Source organism: Agarivorans sp. 1_MG-2023 (assembly GCF_030548385.1).
Taxonomy (GTDB): Bacteria; Pseudomonadota; Gammaproteobacteria; order Enterobacterales; family Celerinatantimonadaceae; genus Agarivorans.
In genome coordinates, this window is the sequence record NZ_JAUOSJ010000018.1 from 38,815 (window position 1) to 59,010 (window position 20,196).

The following is a 20,196-nucleotide window of genomic DNA, read 5'->3' on the forward strand; positions in this document are numbered from 1 at the left end:
TATTCTTCAACCTTCAGCCGATATAACCGAGACCACGCTAACACTTAATCTAAATAGAATTCGTAATAAACATCTAACGCACTATGCAAGCCAGAAAATGCCTCAATAAACAGTTTAGGTAAAATCTCATATTTCACGGTTAATTCATTAACCGGATCAAATACCCCCATGCCATAACGAACTTGTACGCCAGGTAATACATAGGCACTCACCTCAACTTGAGTCGTGCTACCAGAACCCGCGGTACTTAAGGCCAAATCGTTTAAACCTAGGGTACTTCCCACGTTACCGACTAACCCTTCAGCCCTGCCTATTCCCGCGCTAAGTAACATGGAAGAAAGTGCATTATCATCCTGTTCGCTGTCGCTTAAGGCCCGGCCGCGCAATAAGTAAGACAACATTTCGTTTTGCGACATAGATGGGTCTGAAAACAACGTTACTTGAGGGGCATCAGCTAAACCTACAACTTTAACGCCCACAGTAACACTGTCTGAAATAGTGTCTGGATTTCTCACCGCTTCAAAATCTAGATAGGGTTGCTCTAAAGGCCCGGTAAACATTAACCAACCTTTTTCTATCAATAAGTTTTGTCCGTAGGCTTTAAAGCTACCATCAACCAATTCAATCCGACCATTGGCGCGCAACGCCTCTAAAGGTTGTTGTTTTAAGTTTAAATGGCCTTTAAGGTTAGTATTAAGACCTAATGCTTCTAAGGTAATGGTTTCCGATAATGTTACATTTAGGTCAATCTTGGTTTTCTGTAAGGCAACCGTTTCCGATTGCTCTTCAATTACAATCGCGTCAGATGATTCAGATACGGCTGACTCGGGTAGCGACTTCACTACGATAGCTCCGTCTTCTACTGCAATGGTGCCACTTACATCAATCAGATTATCAGCAAACTTAATACTCACATCTGGAGAAACAGATAAACTGGCATAAGGGTCTACGTTAATGGGGAGTTGACTAGCATCTATATCTAGTTGACCAAACAACTGATTGTTAGGCCAACTAAACTCACCAGTCCACTGAGCGGTTTTCCCGTCGCTATTAAAGCCACCGTTTAAACGCGCTAATTGATTATCGAAACTCAGCTCTGTGTGCAGTTGCTCTATCGTAAGGGGCACATCAGGACCCGATACCAAACCATTTTCCAATTTAACTTCGCCGAGCAATACTGGTGACTTTAGCTTACCCGATACCTTTACCAAACCATTGATGTCACCGTCCAGCTCATCTAACACATTAACAAAAGGCAGTAACGGCGATAAGGTAAGATGATTTAACTGTAACTCACCGTCTATACTTCCCTCTTTATCAATTGAAGCGGCTCCTGAAGTGAGTAATTCGCCCAGTTGCTTTGAGCTAAACAAAGCCTGCCAATGTAGTTTTTCATTTTTAATATCTGCGTTTAAATCAAGGGATTCGTAAGCCAAGGTTATCTCGCCGCTCTCGGCATCTTGAGTAAGTGAACCAGGGCTTAGTTTAAGCGCTAAACGGGCTGTTTCTGGTGTCCATTGATTCAGCTTCGCAAATATTTCAGCAGACGCCTGTCCTTCAAGATGGAGGTCTTCTGGAATGAGCTTGTTCAGCACAGCAAAATCGAATTGTTTAATGGTAAGGTCCACTTCACTGTTTCCGTCACTCACAAAAGGAGATAACAAACAAAATTCACTTTGCTCTCTAGACCAACAGTGTGTTCCGATAGTGGCCACCGCTTGCTGATAATCTATATCGACGGGGTTAGACAGCGACCAATTGCCGAGTTCGGCGTTAAGGTCAGCTTTGGCTAACTGCCCTTGCCAGCTTTCTAAACCGCCACTACCCGCAAGTTTAACATGGGCACTTCGTTGAGCTTGTTCAACATTAATCGCTAACTGTTGTTTTGTATCTTTGCTGAAATAGTTCAAATCAGCAGTTTGAATAGTCTCTCCGGCCACCAATAACTGCGCTATCGCTAAATCAATTTGACCAGTAAAGGCTTCGTCCAAGGATAGATTTCCCTGGGTATTGAGCTTAACTAAAGTGAAATCCTGGCTATTTAACTCGTCACCCGCAATACGCCAAGTGAATACTGGGTTATCAACTGCGCCAGCCACGCTTATATCTGCATCCAACAAACCGCTGTCTAGCCAAGGGAGCTCTGCCAAGTTCTTAGCGTCAATATTAACAGTTACGTCTACATTTTCAGCATTCGTGTTTGCGTCTGCCTTAACTTGAGTATTAGCCAGATTGAGGTTTAACTTCGCTTGGTGAGCCTGCTTATCTAAATCCCCCTTGCCCACTAGCTCGATGTTAAGCGGCAAGTTTAACCACTCTCCACTTAAACTGGCTTGCTGTAATTCCCAGAGGTTAGCCACTAGTTTGGCTTTAATGTCACCGTCTAAATCAGGCAGCGCCATTTCCTCACCTAAATCAGCCCAATGACTGAGTTGCAGGTTATCTAAACTGATAGCGACCTCAGCGTTCAACTCAGGTTGCCATGCCGCAGAACCGGAAATATTAAATCCACCAATCGCTTGTTGGTCGCGAACCACTGTTTGCTCGACAACTAAGCCGGTAGCTTCAACTTCATTTGCTTTGCTAGCTTTTTCTTCACCATTCTTTTGACTACTGTCCGATAGGGTCTTGGGTTTTAGCAGTTCACCCTGTATGGCCAGTTGCTCAATTTGCGATAAATCACCAGTAAGTTGGGCGTTTAACCATAGATCTTGCAAGCCAGACAAATCACTTTGCAGCTGCATCTGGTAACCAGACAAATCACCGTCGGCATGCAAGCTAAGCGCGTTAACCGAAAGCTGTTCTGGCAAAACACTAAACGCTTGCTTTAACTCTGTGGTTATTTCGAAGGGAATGTTGGTTTTCTGCCAGGCTATATTTAACCCGACTTCTGAAGCGATGAACCCGTCGCTCGACAGTTCGGCATCTAGCTGCTTGCCATCACCTAGCAATTGGAAGTCTACACCTAAGTGCTGCTCATCAACTTTCATATCCCAACGACCAGCTAAATCCGACGCGTAAAGCTTTTGGAAACCTTGACTCCCCTTTAGTGTTAACTCTCCCCAAGGAGTTATTGCATTTAGCTTTTCTAATTCCAGATAAGAAAAATCTAACTTCCCTATTAGCTCCAGTGAAGGAAACGCCAAGGCAGGCTCACTTAGTGTTAATTCCCCTTGAGTAAGCACTAAGTCATTAACCATCACTTGATAAGGCATCGTCACATCAGGCACCTCGATAAGCAGAGGAACAAGAGGCTTAGATTCAGATGTCTCTTTAGATGGTTGAGCTGCGCTATCTTGATTAAGCAGTGCTAGTTTCCATTTATCCAAATACAACTGGTCAACACTGATAGTGCTTTTCTGCCAGTTAGCTTGAACTTGTAGGCGTTGCCATGAAATATCAATATCATCAATGGTAACTGCTGCGTTATCTACTGCTAAGCGATTTAACACAAAGGGGAAAGGAGGTGTCCACGGTCCGGTACTTGATTCTACCGGTGGCTCAGGGTCGTCAATGTTTGAGGCTGCGGCCATGGCCGCGGTGTCAACGGCAACCAACAACTTTGTGCTTAACAACCTTTCTACACAAAGCTGAGTTTTACTCATACATACCCAATCTAAGGCGAGATCAAGATCGGCCAGCTCTACACGTAACCCGGCTTGTTGCCAAATAAGCTGTTTTGCTGAAATGCCTTTATATAAGTTTCCGTCTGGCTGGGTAATGGTCAGTCCATCAACCAAGTTACTCACTTTTCCTAAAATCCACTGAGTACTAGGGGTCAACGATAAACCGAGAATGAGGCAAAATAACAGCGCGCTAATTGAAACCAGCAAGTACTTGAAAGCTTTAAAAATCATAAATCAGGCCCTAACGAGAAGTGGACACGCCATGGATCCGATTCATTTTGTAAGCCTTTTGCCACGTCTATCCGCAGCGGACCAATTAAGGTAAGCCATCGAATACCCATTCCCACGCCAACCGACACAGGCTCTGAGAAATCATTGGTTGCCGTACCCGCATCTACAAAGGTTGCCCAGCGCCATTTTTCAGCAAATTGATAATTGTATTCTATGCTTCCCACAGTCAGGTATTTACCACCAATCAGTTGACCTTCTTCGTTTTTCGGACTAATCGTTTTGTAATCATACCCGCGTATACTTTGGTCACCACCGGCAAAGAAACGCATAGACGCAGGAACGTCAGTAATGTCTTCTGCCAATATTCCACCAACGTCTGCACGCAGTAAAAGTCGATGATTTTGGTAAGAGCGGAGCCATTTTCCAATAGTGGCTAAGCGCAACATTTCGACATCAGAGCCCCAATATGGGTGCCCTACTTCAACACTAGCTTGCAGGTTATCTCCCCAATACGGATCTAAACCACCGCGGGTACGTAAGCGAGCAAAGTTAAAACCAGGCAGCACCAAATCGGTAACATCAAACTGATCTGCCTGACGATATTCCTCGTGTTGCCATTTGAGGAAAATAGAAGGCTTCCAATCGTTATCCCAGCGCCACTGCCTAGTGGTTGACACGACGGTCTTTTCACTTTCAGTATCGTTAGTTTTTTCGCGAATGTAGCCGGTTTGAATATCAAGGTAATCATCAACCGGATTATTCATGGGAATACGGTATACAAACAACGCACTTTGTTTTGGCTCGGCGGCTTCAATTTCAAAGGCAATGCTATGGCCTTTATCGTTTACCCATGGTCGAGTCCACTTTAAACGGACACGAGGGCCTATATCGGTTGTGATGCCGCCACCTACCTCAAAAGTGTCTCGAGGCTTTAGCGCCAATCCCACCAATAAATCTATCTTGTCGTCGTGGCGATTTTCTAGATCTGGCCTTACTGATATAACTTGGAAGTAGTCAGTCTCACCCAGGCGTTGATTAAACTCCCCGACTTTTTTCGAATCATAACGATCTTGTTTGTTAAACTCGGCAAGATTAGCAAAAATTGTTTTAGGTAAATCGGGATTGGTAAATATGATGTTGCCGAAACGATAACGATGACCGGAGTCATAACTTAAATGAATACTGGCTGTGTTTTCTTTAATACTGATTTTTACTTCGGATTGGTGGTACTCAGCGTCAAAATATCCATATCGCGCGGCCAGTCGATTAAACTCAGACTTTAAGCCATCATAAGCAGCGTGAGAGAACACTTGCCCATCAGCTAGCCCACTCTTTGTTACAGCGCTAGTGAATCGACTGTCTTTGTTGGCTTCGCCTTCAAATGTAAAGTCGAATTTGCTTATCACTAAGCGTTCGCCTAGTTCCACCTCAACCAAGTAAACATCTTTTTCTTTCTCGCTAACATCTATTTTGCTTTGGTAATAACCCAACGCGCGCAAGGCACGTTTAGTTTGTTCAGCACTGGCAGATGAGATGCGACGTACGCTACTGTTTTCTGGGAAAGTTTGCGCTTCCAAATACACTTTTACGTTATCTTTGGTTTCGCCTGATAATCCTTGGTAATCAAAATCAATCGCTGTTACCGAAGTGGTAAACAAAACTAGCAATATCGGCCACAAGCGAAAAAACAATTGCACTCTTCCTCGAATAAACATCCATGAATGCTTAAGTTTAAAGATTTTTTTACAGTTTAAAACTACTTATCTAGGTAAGCTCTAATAATCGAGCTAAAAAAGTATGAAGGTGTTTCTAAATGGATAAAAAATGGCCAAAACCGGTGTTAGGTTTAGCGGGATATAGCGGAAGTGGCAAAACCACCTTACTAAGCGCCCTCATTCCTCTTCTTAAACAACGAGGGCTTGAGGTATCGGTGATCAAGCACAGCCACCACCAATTAGAATTAGATAAACCAGGTAAAGATAGCCACCAGTTTGTTACTGCAGGCGCCAACGAAGTGATTTTGGCTTGCCCTCACAAGCGCTACCACTTTAGCAAACAGCAACAACACGACGAGATACAAGAGCAACTACATTGGGTTAACTGGCAGGCTTGTGATCTTGTACTAGTAGAAGGTTATCGTCATAGCCAAATACCCAAAATTGAAGTACATAGATCTGCGCTAAACAAACCTTTGCTGTCTTTAAACGACGCTCAAATTATTGCCATTGCTAGTACCGACGAACTAAGTAGCCATCTGCCAAAATTGGATTTAAATGATCCCAAGGCAGTGTGTGATTTTATTGTGACCTATACTAACAGTGAAAAAATAGTGAAATAGAATCATTCACTTAAAGGTCTATAAACTGACACTACCGTTCAGAGAATTAAATATGAAACCAAATAAACTGATTGTTGTTGCGGTGCTTGCCGTTGTTGTCTGCCTGATATGGTGGTTTGATTTAGGACAATGGCTTAATTTCGACACAATTAAGCAAAGCCAAGCAAGCTTGCAGGCTAACGTAGAACAACATTTCCTTATTTCGATTATCGGTTACTTTTTCCTATATGTATTTGTAACTGCCTTCTCCATCCCCGGAGCGGCACTATTAACACTGTTAGCCGGCGCTTTATTTGGCGTTGTAAATGGTGTGATTATGGTGTCGTTCGCCAGTACCATTGGTGCTAGCTTGGCGTTTATTGTGGCGCGCTATTTAGTTAGAGACAGTCTAGAGCAACGCTATGCTGAAAAACTAAAAAGCATTAACAGCGGCATAGAAAAAGAAGGCGCGTTTTATCTATTAAGCTTACGTTTAATCCCAATTTTTCCGTTCTTTCTTATTAACTTAGTAATGGCATTAACTAAGCTACCATTAAAAACGTTTTACTGGGTAAGCCAATTAGGTATGTTCCCGGCCACTGTTGTATATGTAAATGCCGGCACCGAGTTAGCGAAGCTAGACAGTTTATCTGGAATTTTATCTCCTTCATTATTGGTTGCCTTTACCCTACTAGGCATTCTGCCTTATATCAGCAAAGCCATCCTAAATGGCATTAAGCAGCGTAAAGTGTATGCGCCTTTTAACAAACCCAAAACCTTTGACAATAACCTATTGGTAATTGGCGCTGGCGCTGGCGGGCTGGTGAGTTCGTACATTGCTGCCGCGGTTAAAGCTAAAGTCACCTTAGTAGAAAAACATTTAATGGGAGGTGACTGTCTAAACACAGGATGTGTCCCTTCTAAAGCCTTAATCCGCAGCGCTAAGTTTGCATATGAAGCAAAAAATGCTGAAAACTTTGGCTACGAGAAAGTGGACGCTCAAGCAAACTTTACGAAAGTAATGGAGCGTGTACATCAAGTGATTAAGCAAGTAGAACCACATGACTCTGTAGAGCGTTATACAAAGCTGGGCGTTAACTGTGTACAGGGAACAGCTCATATTCGTAGCCCATGGGAAGTTGAAATAGATGGTAAAACAGTAACCACGCAAAATATTGTTATTGCTACCGGTGCTCGCCCTCTTGTGCCCCCTATTCCCGGCTTACAAGATGTTGATTTTTTAACCTCTGATACCTTATGGCAACTAAGTGAATTGCCTAAAAAACTATTGGTATTAGGCGGCGGTCCAATTGGATGTGAACTGACCCAAAGTTTTGCACGATTGGGCGCTCAAGTAACCCAAATAGAGATGGCTGACCACTTATTGATCCGCGAAGACCTTGAAGTAAGTAAGCTACTTGAAGAACAGTTTACCAAAGAAGGTATTGAACTGATGTTGGGCTGGAAAGCCATTAGCTTTCACAATAACAACCAAGTACAAAGCGTTAAGCTGACTAAAGGTGAAGAGCAACAAGAAATAGAGTTCGACAAGGTCATTCTCGCGCTAGGTCGCGTAGCAAATACCAAAGGATTCGGCCTAGAAGAGCTCGGCGTTGAAAACTCGGAACGCGGCACAGTAGCGGTTAATGCTCACCTGCAAACAAACTTTCCTAACATATACGCTGTAGGCGATGTGGCAGGCCCTTACCAATTTACGCACTTTGCGGCACACCAAGCGTGGTACGCTGCAGTGAATGCGCTATTTGGGCGTTTTAAGAAGTTTAAAGCTGACTACTCGGTAATACCAGCGGCATCCTACACCTACCCTGAAGTTGCTCGCGTAGGGATCAATGAACAAGACGCGAAACTACAAGGGATTGCTTACGAGGTAACAGAGTTTCAGCTAGAAGAGCTAGACAGAGCAATCGCAGAGGGAGCAACCAATGGCTTTATTAAAGTACTCACCGTACCTGGTAAAGACAAAATATTGGGTGCGACAATTGTAGCTGAACACGCCGGTGAATTATTAGCAGAGTTTACCTTGGCAATGAAACATGGTTTAGGCTTAAACAAGATATTGGGCACGATTCACGCCTACCCGACGATGATGGAAGCCAATAAATATGTAGCCGGTGAATGGAAGCGTAATCACGCTCCAGAAAAGGTGTTATCGTATTTAGAGAAGTTTCATAAATGGACAAGAAAGGCCTAAACTTTAGGCCATGGTAATATTGGTCAGGCTATTTCCGTTTCAGCCTGGCCAACAAACAATCTCTCTTCAAATATCTCCGGCTCAAGCGCTTCGCTAAAATAGAATCCCTGATACACAGTACAACGACGATATTTAAGAAACTCTAATTGGTACTCCGTTTCTACCCCTTCAGCAATCACTTCTAGGTCTAAGTTTTCTGCCATAGAAATAATAGTAGTAATAATGGCACACTCACTACCACCACTTTGCAACTCACTAACAAATGACTTATCAATTTTTAAACAGTTAATTGGCAGCTTGTTAAGGTAAGCCAGCGATGAGTACCCTGTACCAAAATCATCTACTGAGAAACGTACACCAATATCGCGCAAAGCTTGAATCTTCTCTACGGTATCTTGAACATTATCTACCAATACACCTTCGGTAATTTCTAATTCAATTAACTTAGGATCACAGCCCGAGGCATGAATAATCGCTAAACTTTCTTTAACAAAAGTGTCCCGGTGAAACTGATTAGGACTTACGTTGATCGACAGGGTTTTAAAATTATCGGGTAAACCGCGGTCTTGCCAGGTTTTAAGGGTTTCGCAGGCACTGCGCATTACCCATTCACCTAGCGTAACAATAAGGCCAGTCTCTTCGGCAAGAGGAATGAAGCGGCCTGGCGAAATCCAGCCCATTTTGGCATCAAACCAACGTAGCAATGTTTCTGCGCCCACCATTTCATAATTATCGTTATAACGCGGTTGAAAGTAAGCCACCATGTCTTCGTTTTCTAAGGCTTCCCGCATCATTCGTGTAAGTACGTGGCGCTCTTGAATTTCGTCAGCCATTTTGTCTGAGAATACATGCACGCTTGAACGTTCATTGTCTTTACCGTGGTAAAGCGCAATATCCGCTTGGCGTAAAATCTCAGTAGCGTTGTTGTCATGATTAGGGAATAGCGCAACACCAGTAGTCAAATTTAACGAAATTTGATTACCTTTTATCACGAACTCTTTATGAATAACTCTACCGAGATGCTCAGCCATTTTTCTGGCAAGCTCTTGAGCTTCTTCTCTATTACTAGACAGATTAGGTACCAATAAGGCAAATTCATCACCACCTAAGCGCGCCACAGTTTCTGAACTACTGCGCCCTTCCCGTAAACGGTGGGCAATTAACCGTAGCAGTAAGTCCCCTGCGGCATGCCCGAGCATATCGTTAACATTTTTAAAGTGGTCGATGTCTAAGTAAATTAACGCACCAACGTTATTGCTCTTGCGGCCTCGCTCAATTTCTAAATCTAAGTTTTCAAGAAGCTTACGGCGATTCGACAAACGAGTAATATCGTCATGTGATGATTGGAAACGCACAAGCTCTTGTGCTGAGCGTACTTCAGAGATATTGGTTTGAGTACTAATAACCCGCGATGGCAGTCCACGCTCGCTGCGCTCTACTACCATGCCTCGAGATAGTACCCACAGGTAATGACCATCTTTATGTTTAACCCTGTGCATCGTTTCATAAACTTTGTTTTTCTTTTTAAGGTGTTTACGAAGTTCATTTAAGGTTTTATCTAGATCATCGGGGTGAATGCGAGATTCCCACTCTTCAATCTTTTCACCAATTTCACGCTCTTGATAACCAAGCATGGCTTTCCACTGAGGTGAATAATAAACGGTGTTTGTTATCAGGTTCCAATCCCAAATACCGTCGCCAGATCCACTTAAGGCGAACTGCCAGCGCTGTTCACTGCGTTGCAATTGCGCAAAACTAGTGTGAATACCACTGGCCATTTTTCCAATAGCGTTTTCTAAAGCACCAATTTCGCCCTGACTCTTAGCGTTAATATTGGCGTTGTTATGCGTTTGAATTTGCTTAGTGCGCCCTACTAATTTGTTAATTGGCTTAACCAGCATTCTATTTAGCATCAATACCAATAACAGCATGGCGACTGCCATATAGACAAAGGTTTTTACTGCTTCGTCTAAAATAATCTGGCGCTTAACTAACCAGGTGTTTTTAAGATTATAACTCACGAAGATGGCACCTTGATCAGCTCTGCGTAAGCTGTCTTCTCTTGGTCCCATATCTAGCGGCAAATACAAATTAACCTGCCATTGCTCTGGCAAAACTTGAGTCACTGGAGAACGTTTGGTTTTAACTTGATTAAACAACTCGCTGTTAAAGTAGTTGGCATTATCGGCGGCAAACAAGCTTTTTTCTGCTCGTTTATTCGAAAGCTGCACCAAGCCTTGCGGATCAATAACTTGTAAAGAATCTAGCTGTTGATTAAGTGCGACTAAAGTGAGTTGCCGTTCAGCAATATCCCACTGATGACGGGACAAACTGTCTGACAAACTTTGTTGCAATTGATAACCAATATGCAGCAAGCGTTGGCTTGCGTGATCAGCCATTTTATTCTGTTGCTCGTTTAAGGTTCCCAGCAATAACAAACCTTGGGCAATAAGCAATAATACCAACGCCAAAATGGGTATCACTACACTGAGAGATATACGTTTAAACTTAAACACCAGTTAACTCCATCAACCACTGACTGTTGAAGTTACGAGACAAATCAGGAGCTCGATGAATTAATTCTAGCTCAGCCATTCGTTGGGCTTTTTCTTGGGCATGCCCTAAGATAAATTTGCTAGAAAACAAGGCGATACTTTGTTGAGCGTTAAGTACTTGAATCTTGCTGTAGGCTTGTCTTACTTCTTTGCTATATAACTGAGTGCGTTTAGCAATTAATTTAAACCCTTCTCGTGAGTGCTCTTCTAGCCAATTATTTGCAGCATAGAAATTAGTCAGCAGCTTTGAAACCTGTTGGCGTTTATTTTGTAGTACCGCCGTTCTTACAACTAACACACGATAGTAAGGTTGGCCTTGAGCAGCACTTTGATAAAGGACATTGGCCGATAAATTGTCTACCAAGCGGCTTTGTATAGGACCAGAGGTCATTACTGCACTTATTTCACCTCGGCGAAATAAGCCTAATTGCTCGTCTAGCTTTGCTTCAACGAGAACAAAATCATCGGCATTTACGTCAGTATCTTTTAGCCAATCGTCCATCACCAGAGAGGCTACCGATAAGCTTTCATAACCGATGCGTTTACCCTTAAGTTGAGTTATGTCGTTAATAGGCTGTTGAGTGACTAAGGCATCCCCGCCTACGCTGCGATCAATTACCGCAACCACAGTTAAATCTACACGTTCAGCTAAAAGGCTAATCACTTCAGTGAGGCTTAAAAATGCAGCATCTACTTGTGCACTTTTTAAAGCATGCATTACATGACTTGGCGTGGTGAGTTCATTAACTTGATACTCGTCTGAACCGGGGTAAGCCAGTTGTTTAGACAGGTAAATGGGTTCGAAACCTAACCACGGCGATACGGCAACACGTAGCTGTTGGGTTTGATTTTGACAAGCAACTAACAAGTAGCCGAGTACAAATAACAGCCCTTGTTTGAAATAACTATTTAATAAAAGCGAAAGTTTCATATCCCTGCGTAGTGCTTTACTCGTCCTGAGTACACAACCAAAACTGATGTAACCATTCTGCTTGCGCTTAGCCTAAAAAGAAAGCGAACAGTGTAAAAATTTACGCCGATATTACAAACTTAAATGTTTACGCTCAAAAATTAAGCTTAAGATCAAAAAAGTGCCGTTAAAACGGCACTTTTACTAAAGTTTACGGTCTTCCTGCAGAGGCTTATCTCGCTTTTAGAGCAGCAATACGTTTTTCAAGTGGAGGGTGGCTTAAAAACAGTTCGCTCATTGCGCGCTTACCATTAATACCAAACGCCATCATTGAACCTTCCATCTCGGGCTCTCGACTTCCGCCTAAACGCTGTAAGGCGTTAATCATTTTTTCTTTACCGACTAACTTAGCCGAGCCTTCATCTGCTCGATACTCTCGCTGACGAGAAAACCACATAACAATAATGCTGGCCAAAATACCAAATACCATTTCTAACACAAACACAGTAGCAATATAGGCTAAAGTACCCATACCTTGGCCATTCTCATTATTGTTGCTCATTGATGAGCTAATGAGATTGGCAATAATTCGAGCGAAAAACATTACAAAAGTATTCACTACACCTTGAATTAAGGTAAGGGTAACCATATCGCCGTTAGCAATATGACTCACTTCATGAGCCAGAACCGCTTCTATTTCTTCACGGTTCATATTTTCTAATAGACCGGTACTTACTGCCACCAAAGCTGCATCGCGTTTAGCACCTGTAGCAAAAGCGTTCATATCTGGAGCGTTGTAAATAGCTACTTCAGGCATGCCAATACCGGCAGCTTTTGCTTGCTTGGCTACAGTGTTAACTAACCAAGACTCGATTTCGTTTCTTGGGGTGGTAATGACTTGAGCGCCAGTAGAACGCTTAGCCATCCACTTTGATATAAGTAAGGAAATAATTGAGCCACCAAAACCAAAAATGGCACAAAATACTAATAGCCCACCAATACTTTGAGTAGAAATACCCAAAGCAGAGAATACTATGTTCATCACTATACCTAGCACTAAAACTACCGCTAAGTTAGTACCTAAAAACAACAATATACGTTTCATCGTCTTCCTCTAAAAACGTGGAAAAGCCCAACTACTATAATATTGGGCATAGCTCACAATTTTCAATGGTTTAACAACTACTTTTTTTTGATTTACATTTCACCAATAAGTTGATTGATATTGAAATATTTTTCTATTGATTGAGGCTTGAGGTCAGTTTTATAAGGAATGGTGGCCACGCATGGTGCCTCAATAGCACCTTGTAAATACTCAATGTTAAGCGTAGAGATTTGCTCGTCATCGTTTAGCACGTTCGCAACCCAACCTATCAAGCGCACACCACTGGCTTTAATTGCTTGGACACTCAGCAGAGCATGATTTAAACAACCGAGCTTTACCCCTACCACCAACAACACCAGAAGCTGTTGATTAGCCACCCATTGAGACATGGTGCCAGCGTTATCGTTTAATGGCACATGCCAACCGCCAGCGCCTTCTACAACGACACAATCAGATAAGGCTTTAAGCTCATTCAAGCCTCTATCCATTAAGTGGGTGTCTATCGGTGTTTTAGCAAACCGGGCGGCGATATGGGGAGCAATAGCCTGCTCCAACACCACAGGATTGATGGTTTGATAGCTTAGCGAAGAAGATGATACAGCTTGAATGGCTAAGCCATCTTCATTGACTAAACCTTGCTCACTCTGCTCGGCCCCCGCTGCTATCGGCTTAAAGCCATTAACCACCAGTCCAGAAGAGTGTTTTTGTAAGGCCTTAATAAGCCCACAACTCACCACTGTTTTACCTACTTCTGTATCAGTGCCAGTGACAAAAACAGCCTTAGTCATTAATTAATACTCCGTAACATACCTTGTAAGTCGCGCTTACTCGATTACCCTTGGCAGGATTAGCAAATTGCTGTTTATAGCTGCTCACCATTTTTTTCAACTGAGTGGCGTTACTGGCATTGGGTTTACCATCAATCACATAATTCGCGCCAATGCCTTTTAACTCAGCCAGTAAACTTAGTGCTTGTTGGTACCAAAGCGTCTCGGTTTCAAATATCAATCGAGAATTCTTGAATCCCGATAATTGAATACAAGCTGCGACGTCATCAGCGCTTATAAAGTGATTCACATGTCGGTACTGATTAAGTTCAGACCAACTTTGTTTGAGTTCATACAACGTTCCGTCTAGCAAGGTTGAAAAAACTGCTACTCCACCAGGTTTTAGAACGCGTTTAATTTCGCTTAGTGCAGTACTTAAATCGTTGCACCACTGCAGCGCTAAATTAGAAAAAACCAAATCTACGCTATCGTTCGCTAAACTTAGTTGCTCTGCATCAGCAACCACCGCAGCGATCCCAGTGTTAGCCCGTTTAGCTTGCGAGGCCATGGCGTGGGACAAATCAATACCAATAACCTGACTACTGCTACTTTGCAGTGCTTTAGCAAAAAAACCCGTACCGCAACCAAGATCCATTGCTAGCGGATAGTGATTATTTGGCACTTCTTGTAACAAGCGATGGCCAATATCTCGCTGTAAGCCCGCAAAATCATTGTAGGTATCTACTGCTTTAGAAAAGTGCCGAGCAACTTGCTCTTTATCGATAATCATTTTTCACCGCTTAATAAATCAACCAACACCGTCAATAAATCGCTAATGTCTTGCGTTGAGTGGTGACTACTTAAGGTAATACGCAAACGCGCGGTGTTTTTGGGCACAGTAGGCGGCCTTATAGCGCTAACAAAAAAGCCCTTTTCCTGTAATTGTTGGCTGATCGACAAAGCTCTTTCACTTGAACCTAACAAAATGGGTTGAATGGCAGTATTAGAATTGGCTAACGTTAAACCAAGTTGTTCAGCCAAGCGTTTAAACAAACCAATATTATTATTTAACTTAGTTTGAAATTCAGGTTCTGTGCACACTACCTTGATAGCAGCACTTACCGCACACGCTTGTGCTGCTGGCATAGCGGTGGAATACACATAACTCTTACTAAAATTAACCAAGTAATCTTTAAGTTCTTCATCACATAATACAGCCGCGCCAGATACGCCCAGTGCTTTACCAAAAGTGAGCATATGTATTTGAGCATCTTCGGCGCGCACGCTGGCGTCACTAATACTGCCCCGACCTTGGTCACCTATGCAGCCTACGCCATGAGCGTCATCTACCATTAGCCAAGCATTGCGATGTTTACACAGTGAGCTTAACTCTTTTAAAGGGGAAAGATCACCGTCCATGCTGAATACCCCTTCTGTGACCACTAACTTATTGTTTTCATGAGAAGATAATCGATGATTCAATTGATCTATATCGTTATGAGCGAAGCGTTTTTGCTGTGCTTCACACAGCATACCCGCTTCAAGTAAGGATGCATGATTGAGCTTATCTTGAACTAATAAGTCACCCTTTTTTAACAAGGCTTTGATCACCGCTTGGTTAGCGGAAAAACCACTATTGAATAGTAACGCACCTGTACGCCCCTGCCATTCGCACAGTTGTTGCTCTAACGCATAATGTGGCGTTTGGAATCCGGTGACCAAGGGCGAACCACCGCTGCCCACGCCATATTTTTTAGCACCTTTTACCCAAGCGTCAATCACCTTAGAGTGATGAGACAAACCCAAATAATCATTACTAGAAAAGTTTAATAAACGCTCGCCAGCAATGTCGATAACCCTGCCCTGTGCGCTACTTTGGCAGCGCCTGGCTCGCAATAACTGTTGCTGTTTACGGCTTACTAGCTGTTCTTTAACAAACTCAAAGGCCATTAAGATGCGTCATAAAACTGGGAGCTTTGCTGTTGTTGCTTCACTAAAGTTTGATAAAGCGCTTCTTCCTGCTCCTCAGTACCGTTTTTTAGTGCCGCAGGCTCAGGGCGGATACCCAGTTTTTTAAATAGCTGCATATCTTGGTTTTCGTCAGGGTTTGGTGTGGTAAGCAGTTTACAACCATAAAATATTGAATTAGCGCCAGCCATGAAACACAAGGCTTGCACTTGTTCATTCATTTCCTCGCGTCCTGCAGACAAGCGCACATGTGAACGAGGCATCATGATTCGAGCAACGGCAATACAACGAACGAACTCAAATTGGTCCATGTCATCAACATCTTCTAGCAGGGTGCCTTTTACCTTAACTAACATGTTAATCGGCACACTTTCTGGGTGACGTGGCAGATTAGCCAGTTGCACCAACAAACCACTGCGGTCTGTGGCGGTTTCGCCCATGCCCATAATTCCGCCCGAACATACTTTCATTCCGGCTGAACGCACGTTATCAAGCGTGTCTAAGCGCTGATCATATGTCCTTGTGGTAATAATTTCTTGGTAGTACTCACGCGAAGTATCAAGGTTATGGTTGTAATAGTCTAAGCCCGCTACTGCCAACTCATCGGCTTGTTGTTTTTCTAACATGCCTAAAGTCATACAGGTTTCCATTCCCATCTCTTTTACGCCTTCTACCATCTTTACTAGGTAAGGCATATCTCGTTGTTTGGGGTTTTTCCAAGCAGCGCCCATACAAAAACGGGTTGAGCCGTTTGCTTTCGCTTTTTCTGCTTCTTTTAACACGTGCTCTACTTCTAGCAAGCGTTCTGTTTTTAAATCGGTTTTATGATGTGCACTTTGCGGGCAGTATTTACAGTCTTCAGGGCATGCGCCCGTTTTAATAGAAAGCAGCGTTGAAACCTGAACTTGGTTTGGATCAAAGTTTGCGCGATGAGCGCACTGGGCTTGAAACAACAAATCATTAAATGGCAAAGCAAACAAGTCGTTTACTTCCTGTACGGTCCAATCGTGGCGGAGTGCTTGAGTCATTGGTTAAGCTTTCTTTAGAAAAAATATTCCGTTAGTCTATCCACAGCCACCTCGCTGTCAACTTTTTAAGACCAACAACTTTACTAGCGGTTATTAAATGAGCATAGATTTACATTACGACCAACAACATCTTTGGCATCCATATACTTCTTCAATCAATCCTATTCCTTGTTATCCAGTAGCATCGGCCGAAGGATGTGAGATTGAATTAGAAAACGGTCAACGCTTGGTAGACGGCATGGCCTCTTGGTGGGCGTGCATTCATGGTTATAAAATTGCACAACTTGATAAGGCCGCCAGCGAGCAACTAAGTAAAATGTCTCATGTAATGTTTGGTGGCTTAACCCACCAACCCGCTGTAGATTTAGCCAAACACCTTGTCGCTTTAAGCCCTGGCAATTTAGAACAAGTTTTTATTAGCGATTCAGGGTCAGTGGCCGTAGAAGTTGCCTTAAAAATGGCTTTGCAATACTGGCATGCCAAAGGTGAAAAACGCACTAAGTTTGCCACTGTCCGAAATGGCTATCACGGCGATACCTTTGGCGCGATGTCGGTGTGTGATCCACAAGGGGGAATGCATCAACTTTATCAGGGATTTTTACCTGAGCACTTATTCTGTGAAGCCCCGCAGATTGGTTTTAATGAACCATGGCAAGAACAAGATATCGCCCCCATGAAAACCATGTTGGATAAGCATCATAAAGACATCGCTGCGGTAATTATCGAGCCTGTTGTTCAAGGTGCAGGCGGAATGAGGATTTATCATCCACAGTATCTGAGCGAGTTAAGAGACCTATGCGACCACTATGGTTTGCTATTAATCGCCGATGAGATTGCAACTGGGTTTGGCAGAACCGGTAAGCTGTTTGCTTGCGAACACGCCAACATTACCCCAGATATTTTGTGTTTAGGTAAAGGCCTTACCGGCGGCTATATGAGCTTAGCGGCTACCCTCACCTCGAAACATGTTGCAGATACAATATGTGGCGGCGAAGCGGGTGTGTTTATGCATGGACCCACCTTTATGGGTAACCCTTTAGCTTGTGCGGTAGCTAACGCCAGCATAAAGCTACTGCTAGACAGCAATTGGCAAGCTCGCATAGCCGAAATTGAGCAACAACTTAAACAACAACTAAGCACATGTAGGCAATTAAGCACCGTCGCTGATGTTAGGGTACTAGGCGCGATAGGAGTTGTTGAAACCAAAACCGCTAATGATTTAGCCAGTATACAAGCTAAATTTGTTGAATTAGGTGTTTGGATTAGGCCATTTGGTAAGTTGGTTTACGTTATGCCGCCCTACACGATTAGCGACACTCAATTAGCCAAGCTGTGCTCGGCCATTTACCAAGTACTGAGTGACTAATTAGTTGAACAGTTTTAAGTAATACGAAAGCAGCACAGTAATCACAATCATCGCCAATAAACCCATATTGATTTTGAAATGGTCAGTTTTGCGGCGAGAGCGACTCCAGTTAATAAAAATTCCCCCAAGGGTAATTCCACAGCAGCCCCACAACAAATAAACAAATATTTGACGTAAGTCTTCATGCCAATGGTCACGATACCCTTGCCCGTCTGATGGCTGAAAGGCGCTATAGGCAATTTCTGGTCTAGCATAGTGATAAACGATGAGCGAACCGAGAAACATTGTCCAAGCGAGTAGCGAGAACAACACAAACAATTTTTGTAAACCGTCGGGGCCTTTTCTTCGTTCTTTTCTATTTTGTGGCATTTCCTACCCTAATTAATCCCGTTGTTAGTCCTTTTCATTAACATAACTTATAGATTTCCTGTGTTTTATCAATTTTTACTTGAGTCTTTAGCCTCAAGAAGTAACATTGGTTCCCTTACAATATTAGCACTATCAGATTGGAGCAGTTGTTTGCTATGACGCATTCCTCAGTGACAGACGTTTTGGGCGGTAAGTTCAGCGTTGGTCAACAAGTTACTATCAAGGGTTGGATCCGTACTCGTCGTGATTCAAAAGCAGGTCTTTCATTTTTAGCGGTACACGATGGCTCGTGTTTTGATGCCGTGCAAGCCGTAGCGCCTAATACCCTTTCCAATTATGAGAATGATGTTCTTAAGCTAACCGCTGGTTGTTCTGTGATCGTGACTGGCGAAGTTGTTGAATCTCCAGGGCAAGGACAATCTTTTGAAATTCAAGCAAACAATGTTGAAGTGGTTGGTTGGGTAGAAAACCCTGATAGCTACCCAATGTCGGCTAAACGCCACAGCATTGAATACTTACGCGAACACGCTCACCTGCGCCCGCGTACTAACGTGATTGGCGCTGTAGCCCGTGTACGTAACTGTTTATCGCAAGCTATTCACCGTTTCTACCACGAACAAGGTTACATTTGGGCAAGCACCCCTATTATCACCGGTAGTGATACGGAAGGTGCAGGCGAAATGTTCCGCGTATCAACCTTGGATATGAATAACCTACCAATGGCCGACAATGGCGAAGTTGATTTTCAGCAGGACTTTTTCGGTAAAGAAACCTTCTTAACCGTATCGGGTCAATTAAACGCTGAAACATACGCCTGTGCACTATCAAAAGTATATACTTTTGGCCCAACCTTCCGCGCCGAAAATTCTAATACCAGCCGCCACTTGGCTGAGTTTTGGATGGTAGAGCCAGAAGTAGCCTTCGCTGATTTAGACGACGCGGCAAAGTTAGCCGAAGACATGCTTAAATATGTATTCAAAGCTGTGCTTGAAGAACGTATGGACGACATGAACTTCTTCGCTCAACGTATCAACAAAGAAGCCATAAGCCGCTTAGAGAAGTTTGTTAGCGCAGACTTTGCGCAAGTTGATTACACAGACGCCATTCAAATTCTTAAAGATTCAGGCCGCAAGTTTGAATACGATGTTGAATGGGGCATTGATATGTCGTCTGAGCACGAGCGTTTCTTAGCTGAAGAACACTTTAAAGCACCGGTAGTTGTTAAGAACTACCCTAAAGACATTAAGGCATTCTACATGCGTCTTAATGATGACGGTAAAACCGTAGCTGCAATGGACGTACTTGCACCAGGTATTGGCGAAATCATTGGTGGCGCGCAACGTGAAGAGCGTTTAGACGTGCTTGACGCACGCTTGCTTGAGTTGAACTTAGACAAAGATGATTACTCTTGGTACCGCGACTTACGCCGCTACGGCACAGTTCCACATGCTGGCTTTGGTTTAGGTTTTGAACGTTTAGTGTCTTACGTAACTGGCATGACCAACATCCGCGACGTGATTCCTTTCCCACGCGCACCTAAAAACGCCGAGTACTAAGCAACGGCTATAGTTAAGCTACAAGTTAAAGCCTCAACCTAGTTGAGGCTTTTTTATTTGCCGATCCCCCTCACACTCAAGTTAATTGCCAGTTAAACCCTATCAATCAAAGCTATACAGCTTTCAGTTCATCATCCATACTTGTTTCAATTGCTAATGCAAAGTCATCATGATTTTAAGAAGGAA

14 protein-coding genes are annotated in these 20,196 nt (G+C 43.2%); 4 read left to right on the forward strand and 10 right to left on the reverse strand.

Annotated elements, in window-relative coordinates; translation table 11 throughout:
- Positions 1-44 precede the first annotated feature (44 nt).
- Together Q4592_RS20135 and Q4592_RS20140 are read right to left on the reverse strand one after the other, a co-directional pair.
- On the reverse strand, positions 45-3,857 hold the full coding sequence (locus Q4592_RS20135; RefSeq protein ID WP_303516488.1) for a translocation/assembly module TamB domain-containing protein: 3,813 nt from the start codon (positions 3,855-3,857) through the stop codon (positions 45-47).
- Entirely contained in the window at positions 3,854-5,572 is a 1,719-nt protein-coding gene (locus Q4592_RS20140) for an autotransporter assembly complex family protein (protein ID WP_303516489.1), read from the reverse strand. The genes Q4592_RS20135 and Q4592_RS20140 overlap by 4 nt, the downstream gene beginning before the upstream one ends.
- A gap of 98 nt (positions 5,573-5,670) precedes the next feature.
- On the opposite strand from Q4592_RS20140, the gene mobB reads away from it, so the two are divergent.
- Both mobB and Q4592_RS20150 read left to right on the forward strand, forming a co-directional pair.
- Positions 5,671-6,195 carry a molybdopterin-guanine dinucleotide biosynthesis protein B gene (mobB, locus tag Q4592_RS20145; RefSeq protein ID WP_303516490.1) on the forward strand — a complete coding sequence of 175 codons (525 nt, stop codon included), beginning with the start codon at positions 5,671-5,673 and terminating at the stop codon, positions 6,193-6,195.
- Positions 6,196-6,247: 52 nt separating this feature from the next.
- Complete coding sequence (locus Q4592_RS20150) at positions 6,248-8,386, forward strand: FAD-dependent oxidoreductase (protein ID WP_303516492.1); 2,139 nt, start codon at positions 6,248-6,250, stop codon at positions 8,384-8,386.
- A gap of 23 nt (positions 8,387-8,409) precedes the next feature.
- Here Q4592_RS20150 and Q4592_RS20155 read toward each other — a convergent pair whose 3' ends face one another.
- From Q4592_RS20155 to bioB, 7 genes are all read right to left on the reverse strand, one after another.
- Positions 8,410-10,902: an EAL domain-containing protein gene (locus tag Q4592_RS20155; RefSeq protein WP_303516493.1), complete on the reverse strand. Its 2,493-nt coding sequence runs from the start codon at positions 10,900-10,902 to the stop codon at positions 8,410-8,412.
- The gene (locus Q4592_RS20160; RefSeq protein WP_137674552.1) at positions 10,895-11,872 is read right to left on the reverse strand and encodes an ABC transporter substrate-binding protein; all 978 of its coding nucleotides are present in this window, start codon (positions 11,870-11,872) and stop codon (positions 10,895-10,897) included. Before Q4592_RS20160 ends, Q4592_RS20155 begins: the two co-directional genes overlap by 8 nt.
- A 211-nt stretch (positions 11,873-12,083) precedes the next feature.
- Positions 12,084-12,956: a protease HtpX gene (gene htpX / locus Q4592_RS20165; RefSeq protein ID WP_303516495.1), complete on the reverse strand. Its 873-nt coding sequence runs from the start codon at positions 12,954-12,956 to the stop codon at positions 12,084-12,086.
- 92 nt (positions 12,957-13,048) lie between these two features.
- Positions 13,049-13,744, reverse strand: a complete 696-nt coding sequence (bioD, locus tag Q4592_RS20170) for a dethiobiotin synthase (protein ID WP_303516497.1) — start codon at positions 13,742-13,744, stop codon at positions 13,049-13,051.
- Positions 13,737-14,513: a malonyl-ACP O-methyltransferase BioC gene (gene bioC, locus Q4592_RS20175; protein ID WP_303516499.1), complete on the reverse strand. Its 777-nt coding sequence runs from the start codon at positions 14,511-14,513 to the stop codon at positions 13,737-13,739. Before bioC ends, bioD begins: the two co-directional genes overlap by 8 nt.
- Positions 14,510-15,673 carry an 8-amino-7-oxononanoate synthase gene (gene bioF, locus Q4592_RS20180; protein ID WP_303516500.1) on the reverse strand — a complete coding sequence of 388 codons (1,164 nt, stop codon included), beginning with the start codon at positions 15,671-15,673 and terminating at the stop codon, positions 14,510-14,512. The genes bioC and bioF overlap by 4 nt, the downstream gene beginning before the upstream one ends.
- On the reverse strand, positions 15,673-16,719 hold the full coding sequence (gene bioB, locus Q4592_RS20185; RefSeq protein ID WP_303516501.1) for a biotin synthase BioB: 1,047 nt from the start codon (positions 16,717-16,719) through the stop codon (positions 15,673-15,675). The genes bioF and bioB overlap by 1 nt, the downstream gene beginning before the upstream one ends.
- A 97-nt stretch (positions 16,720-16,816) precedes the next feature.
- Between bioB and bioA the strand changes: the two genes are divergently transcribed.
- Positions 16,817-18,085 carry an adenosylmethionine--8-amino-7-oxononanoate transaminase gene (gene bioA / locus Q4592_RS20190; RefSeq protein WP_303516503.1) on the forward strand — a complete coding sequence of 423 codons (1,269 nt, stop codon included), beginning with the start codon at positions 16,817-16,819 and terminating at the stop codon, positions 18,083-18,085.
- Here bioA and Q4592_RS20195 read toward each other — a convergent pair whose 3' ends face one another.
- Positions 18,086-18,454: a hypothetical protein gene (locus Q4592_RS20195; RefSeq protein ID WP_137674545.1), complete on the reverse strand. Its 369-nt coding sequence runs from the start codon at positions 18,452-18,454 to the stop codon at positions 18,086-18,088. It lies immediately after the preceding gene.
- A 155-nt stretch (positions 18,455-18,609) separates the two neighbouring features.
- Between Q4592_RS20195 and asnS the strand changes: the two genes are divergently transcribed.
- Positions 18,610-20,010, forward strand: coding sequence for an asparagine--tRNA ligase (gene asnS / locus Q4592_RS20200; RefSeq protein WP_137674544.1), 1,401 nt, complete (start codon positions 18,610-18,612; stop codon positions 20,008-20,010).
- The last annotated feature ends 186 nt before the right edge of the window (positions 20,011-20,196 follow it).

Excerpts from the sequence above, each read along its gene's own strand:
- Q4592_RS20135 (WP_303516488.1), bottom strand. The coding sequence starts at position 3,857 with ATGATTTTTAAAGCTTTCAAGTACTTGCTGGTTTCAATTAGCGCGCTG.
- Q4592_RS20140 (WP_303516489.1), bottom strand. The coding sequence starts at position 5,572 with ATGTTTATTCGAGGAAGAGTGCAATTGTTTTTTCGCTTGTGGCCGATA.
- mobB (WP_303516490.1), top strand. The coding sequence starts at position 5,671 with ATGGATAAAAAATGGCCAAAACCGGTGTTAGGTTTAGCGGGATATAGC.
- Q4592_RS20150 (WP_303516492.1), top strand. The coding sequence starts at position 6,248 with ATGAAACCAAATAAACTGATTGTTGTTGCGGTGCTTGCCGTTGTTGTC.
- Q4592_RS20160 (WP_137674552.1), bottom strand. The coding sequence starts at position 11,872 with ATGAAACTTTCGCTTTTATTAAATAGTTATTTCAAACAAGGGCTGTTA.
- htpX (WP_303516495.1), bottom strand. The coding sequence starts at position 12,956 with ATGAAACGTATATTGTTGTTTTTAGGTACTAACTTAGCGGTAGTTTTA.
- bioD (WP_303516497.1), bottom strand. The coding sequence starts at position 13,744 with ATGACTAAGGCTGTTTTTGTCACTGGCACTGATACAGAAGTAGGTAAA.
- bioC (WP_303516499.1), bottom strand. The coding sequence starts at position 14,513 with ATGATTATCGATAAAGAGCAAGTTGCTCGGCACTTTTCTAAAGCAGTA.
- bioF (WP_303516500.1), bottom strand. The coding sequence starts at position 15,673 with ATGGCCTTTGAGTTTGTTAAAGAACAGCTAGTAAGCCGTAAACAGCAA.
- bioB (WP_303516501.1), bottom strand. The coding sequence starts at position 16,719 with ATGACTCAAGCACTCCGCCACGATTGGACCGTACAGGAAGTAAACGAC.
- bioA (WP_303516503.1), top strand. The coding sequence starts at position 16,817 with ATGAGCATAGATTTACATTACGACCAACAACATCTTTGGCATCCATAT.
- Q4592_RS20195 (WP_137674545.1), bottom strand. The coding sequence starts at position 18,454 with ATGCCACAAAATAGAAAAGAACGAAGAAAAGGCCCCGACGGTTTACAA.
- asnS (WP_137674544.1), top strand. The coding sequence starts at position 18,610 with ATGACGCATTCCTCAGTGACAGACGTTTTGGGCGGTAAGTTCAGCGTT.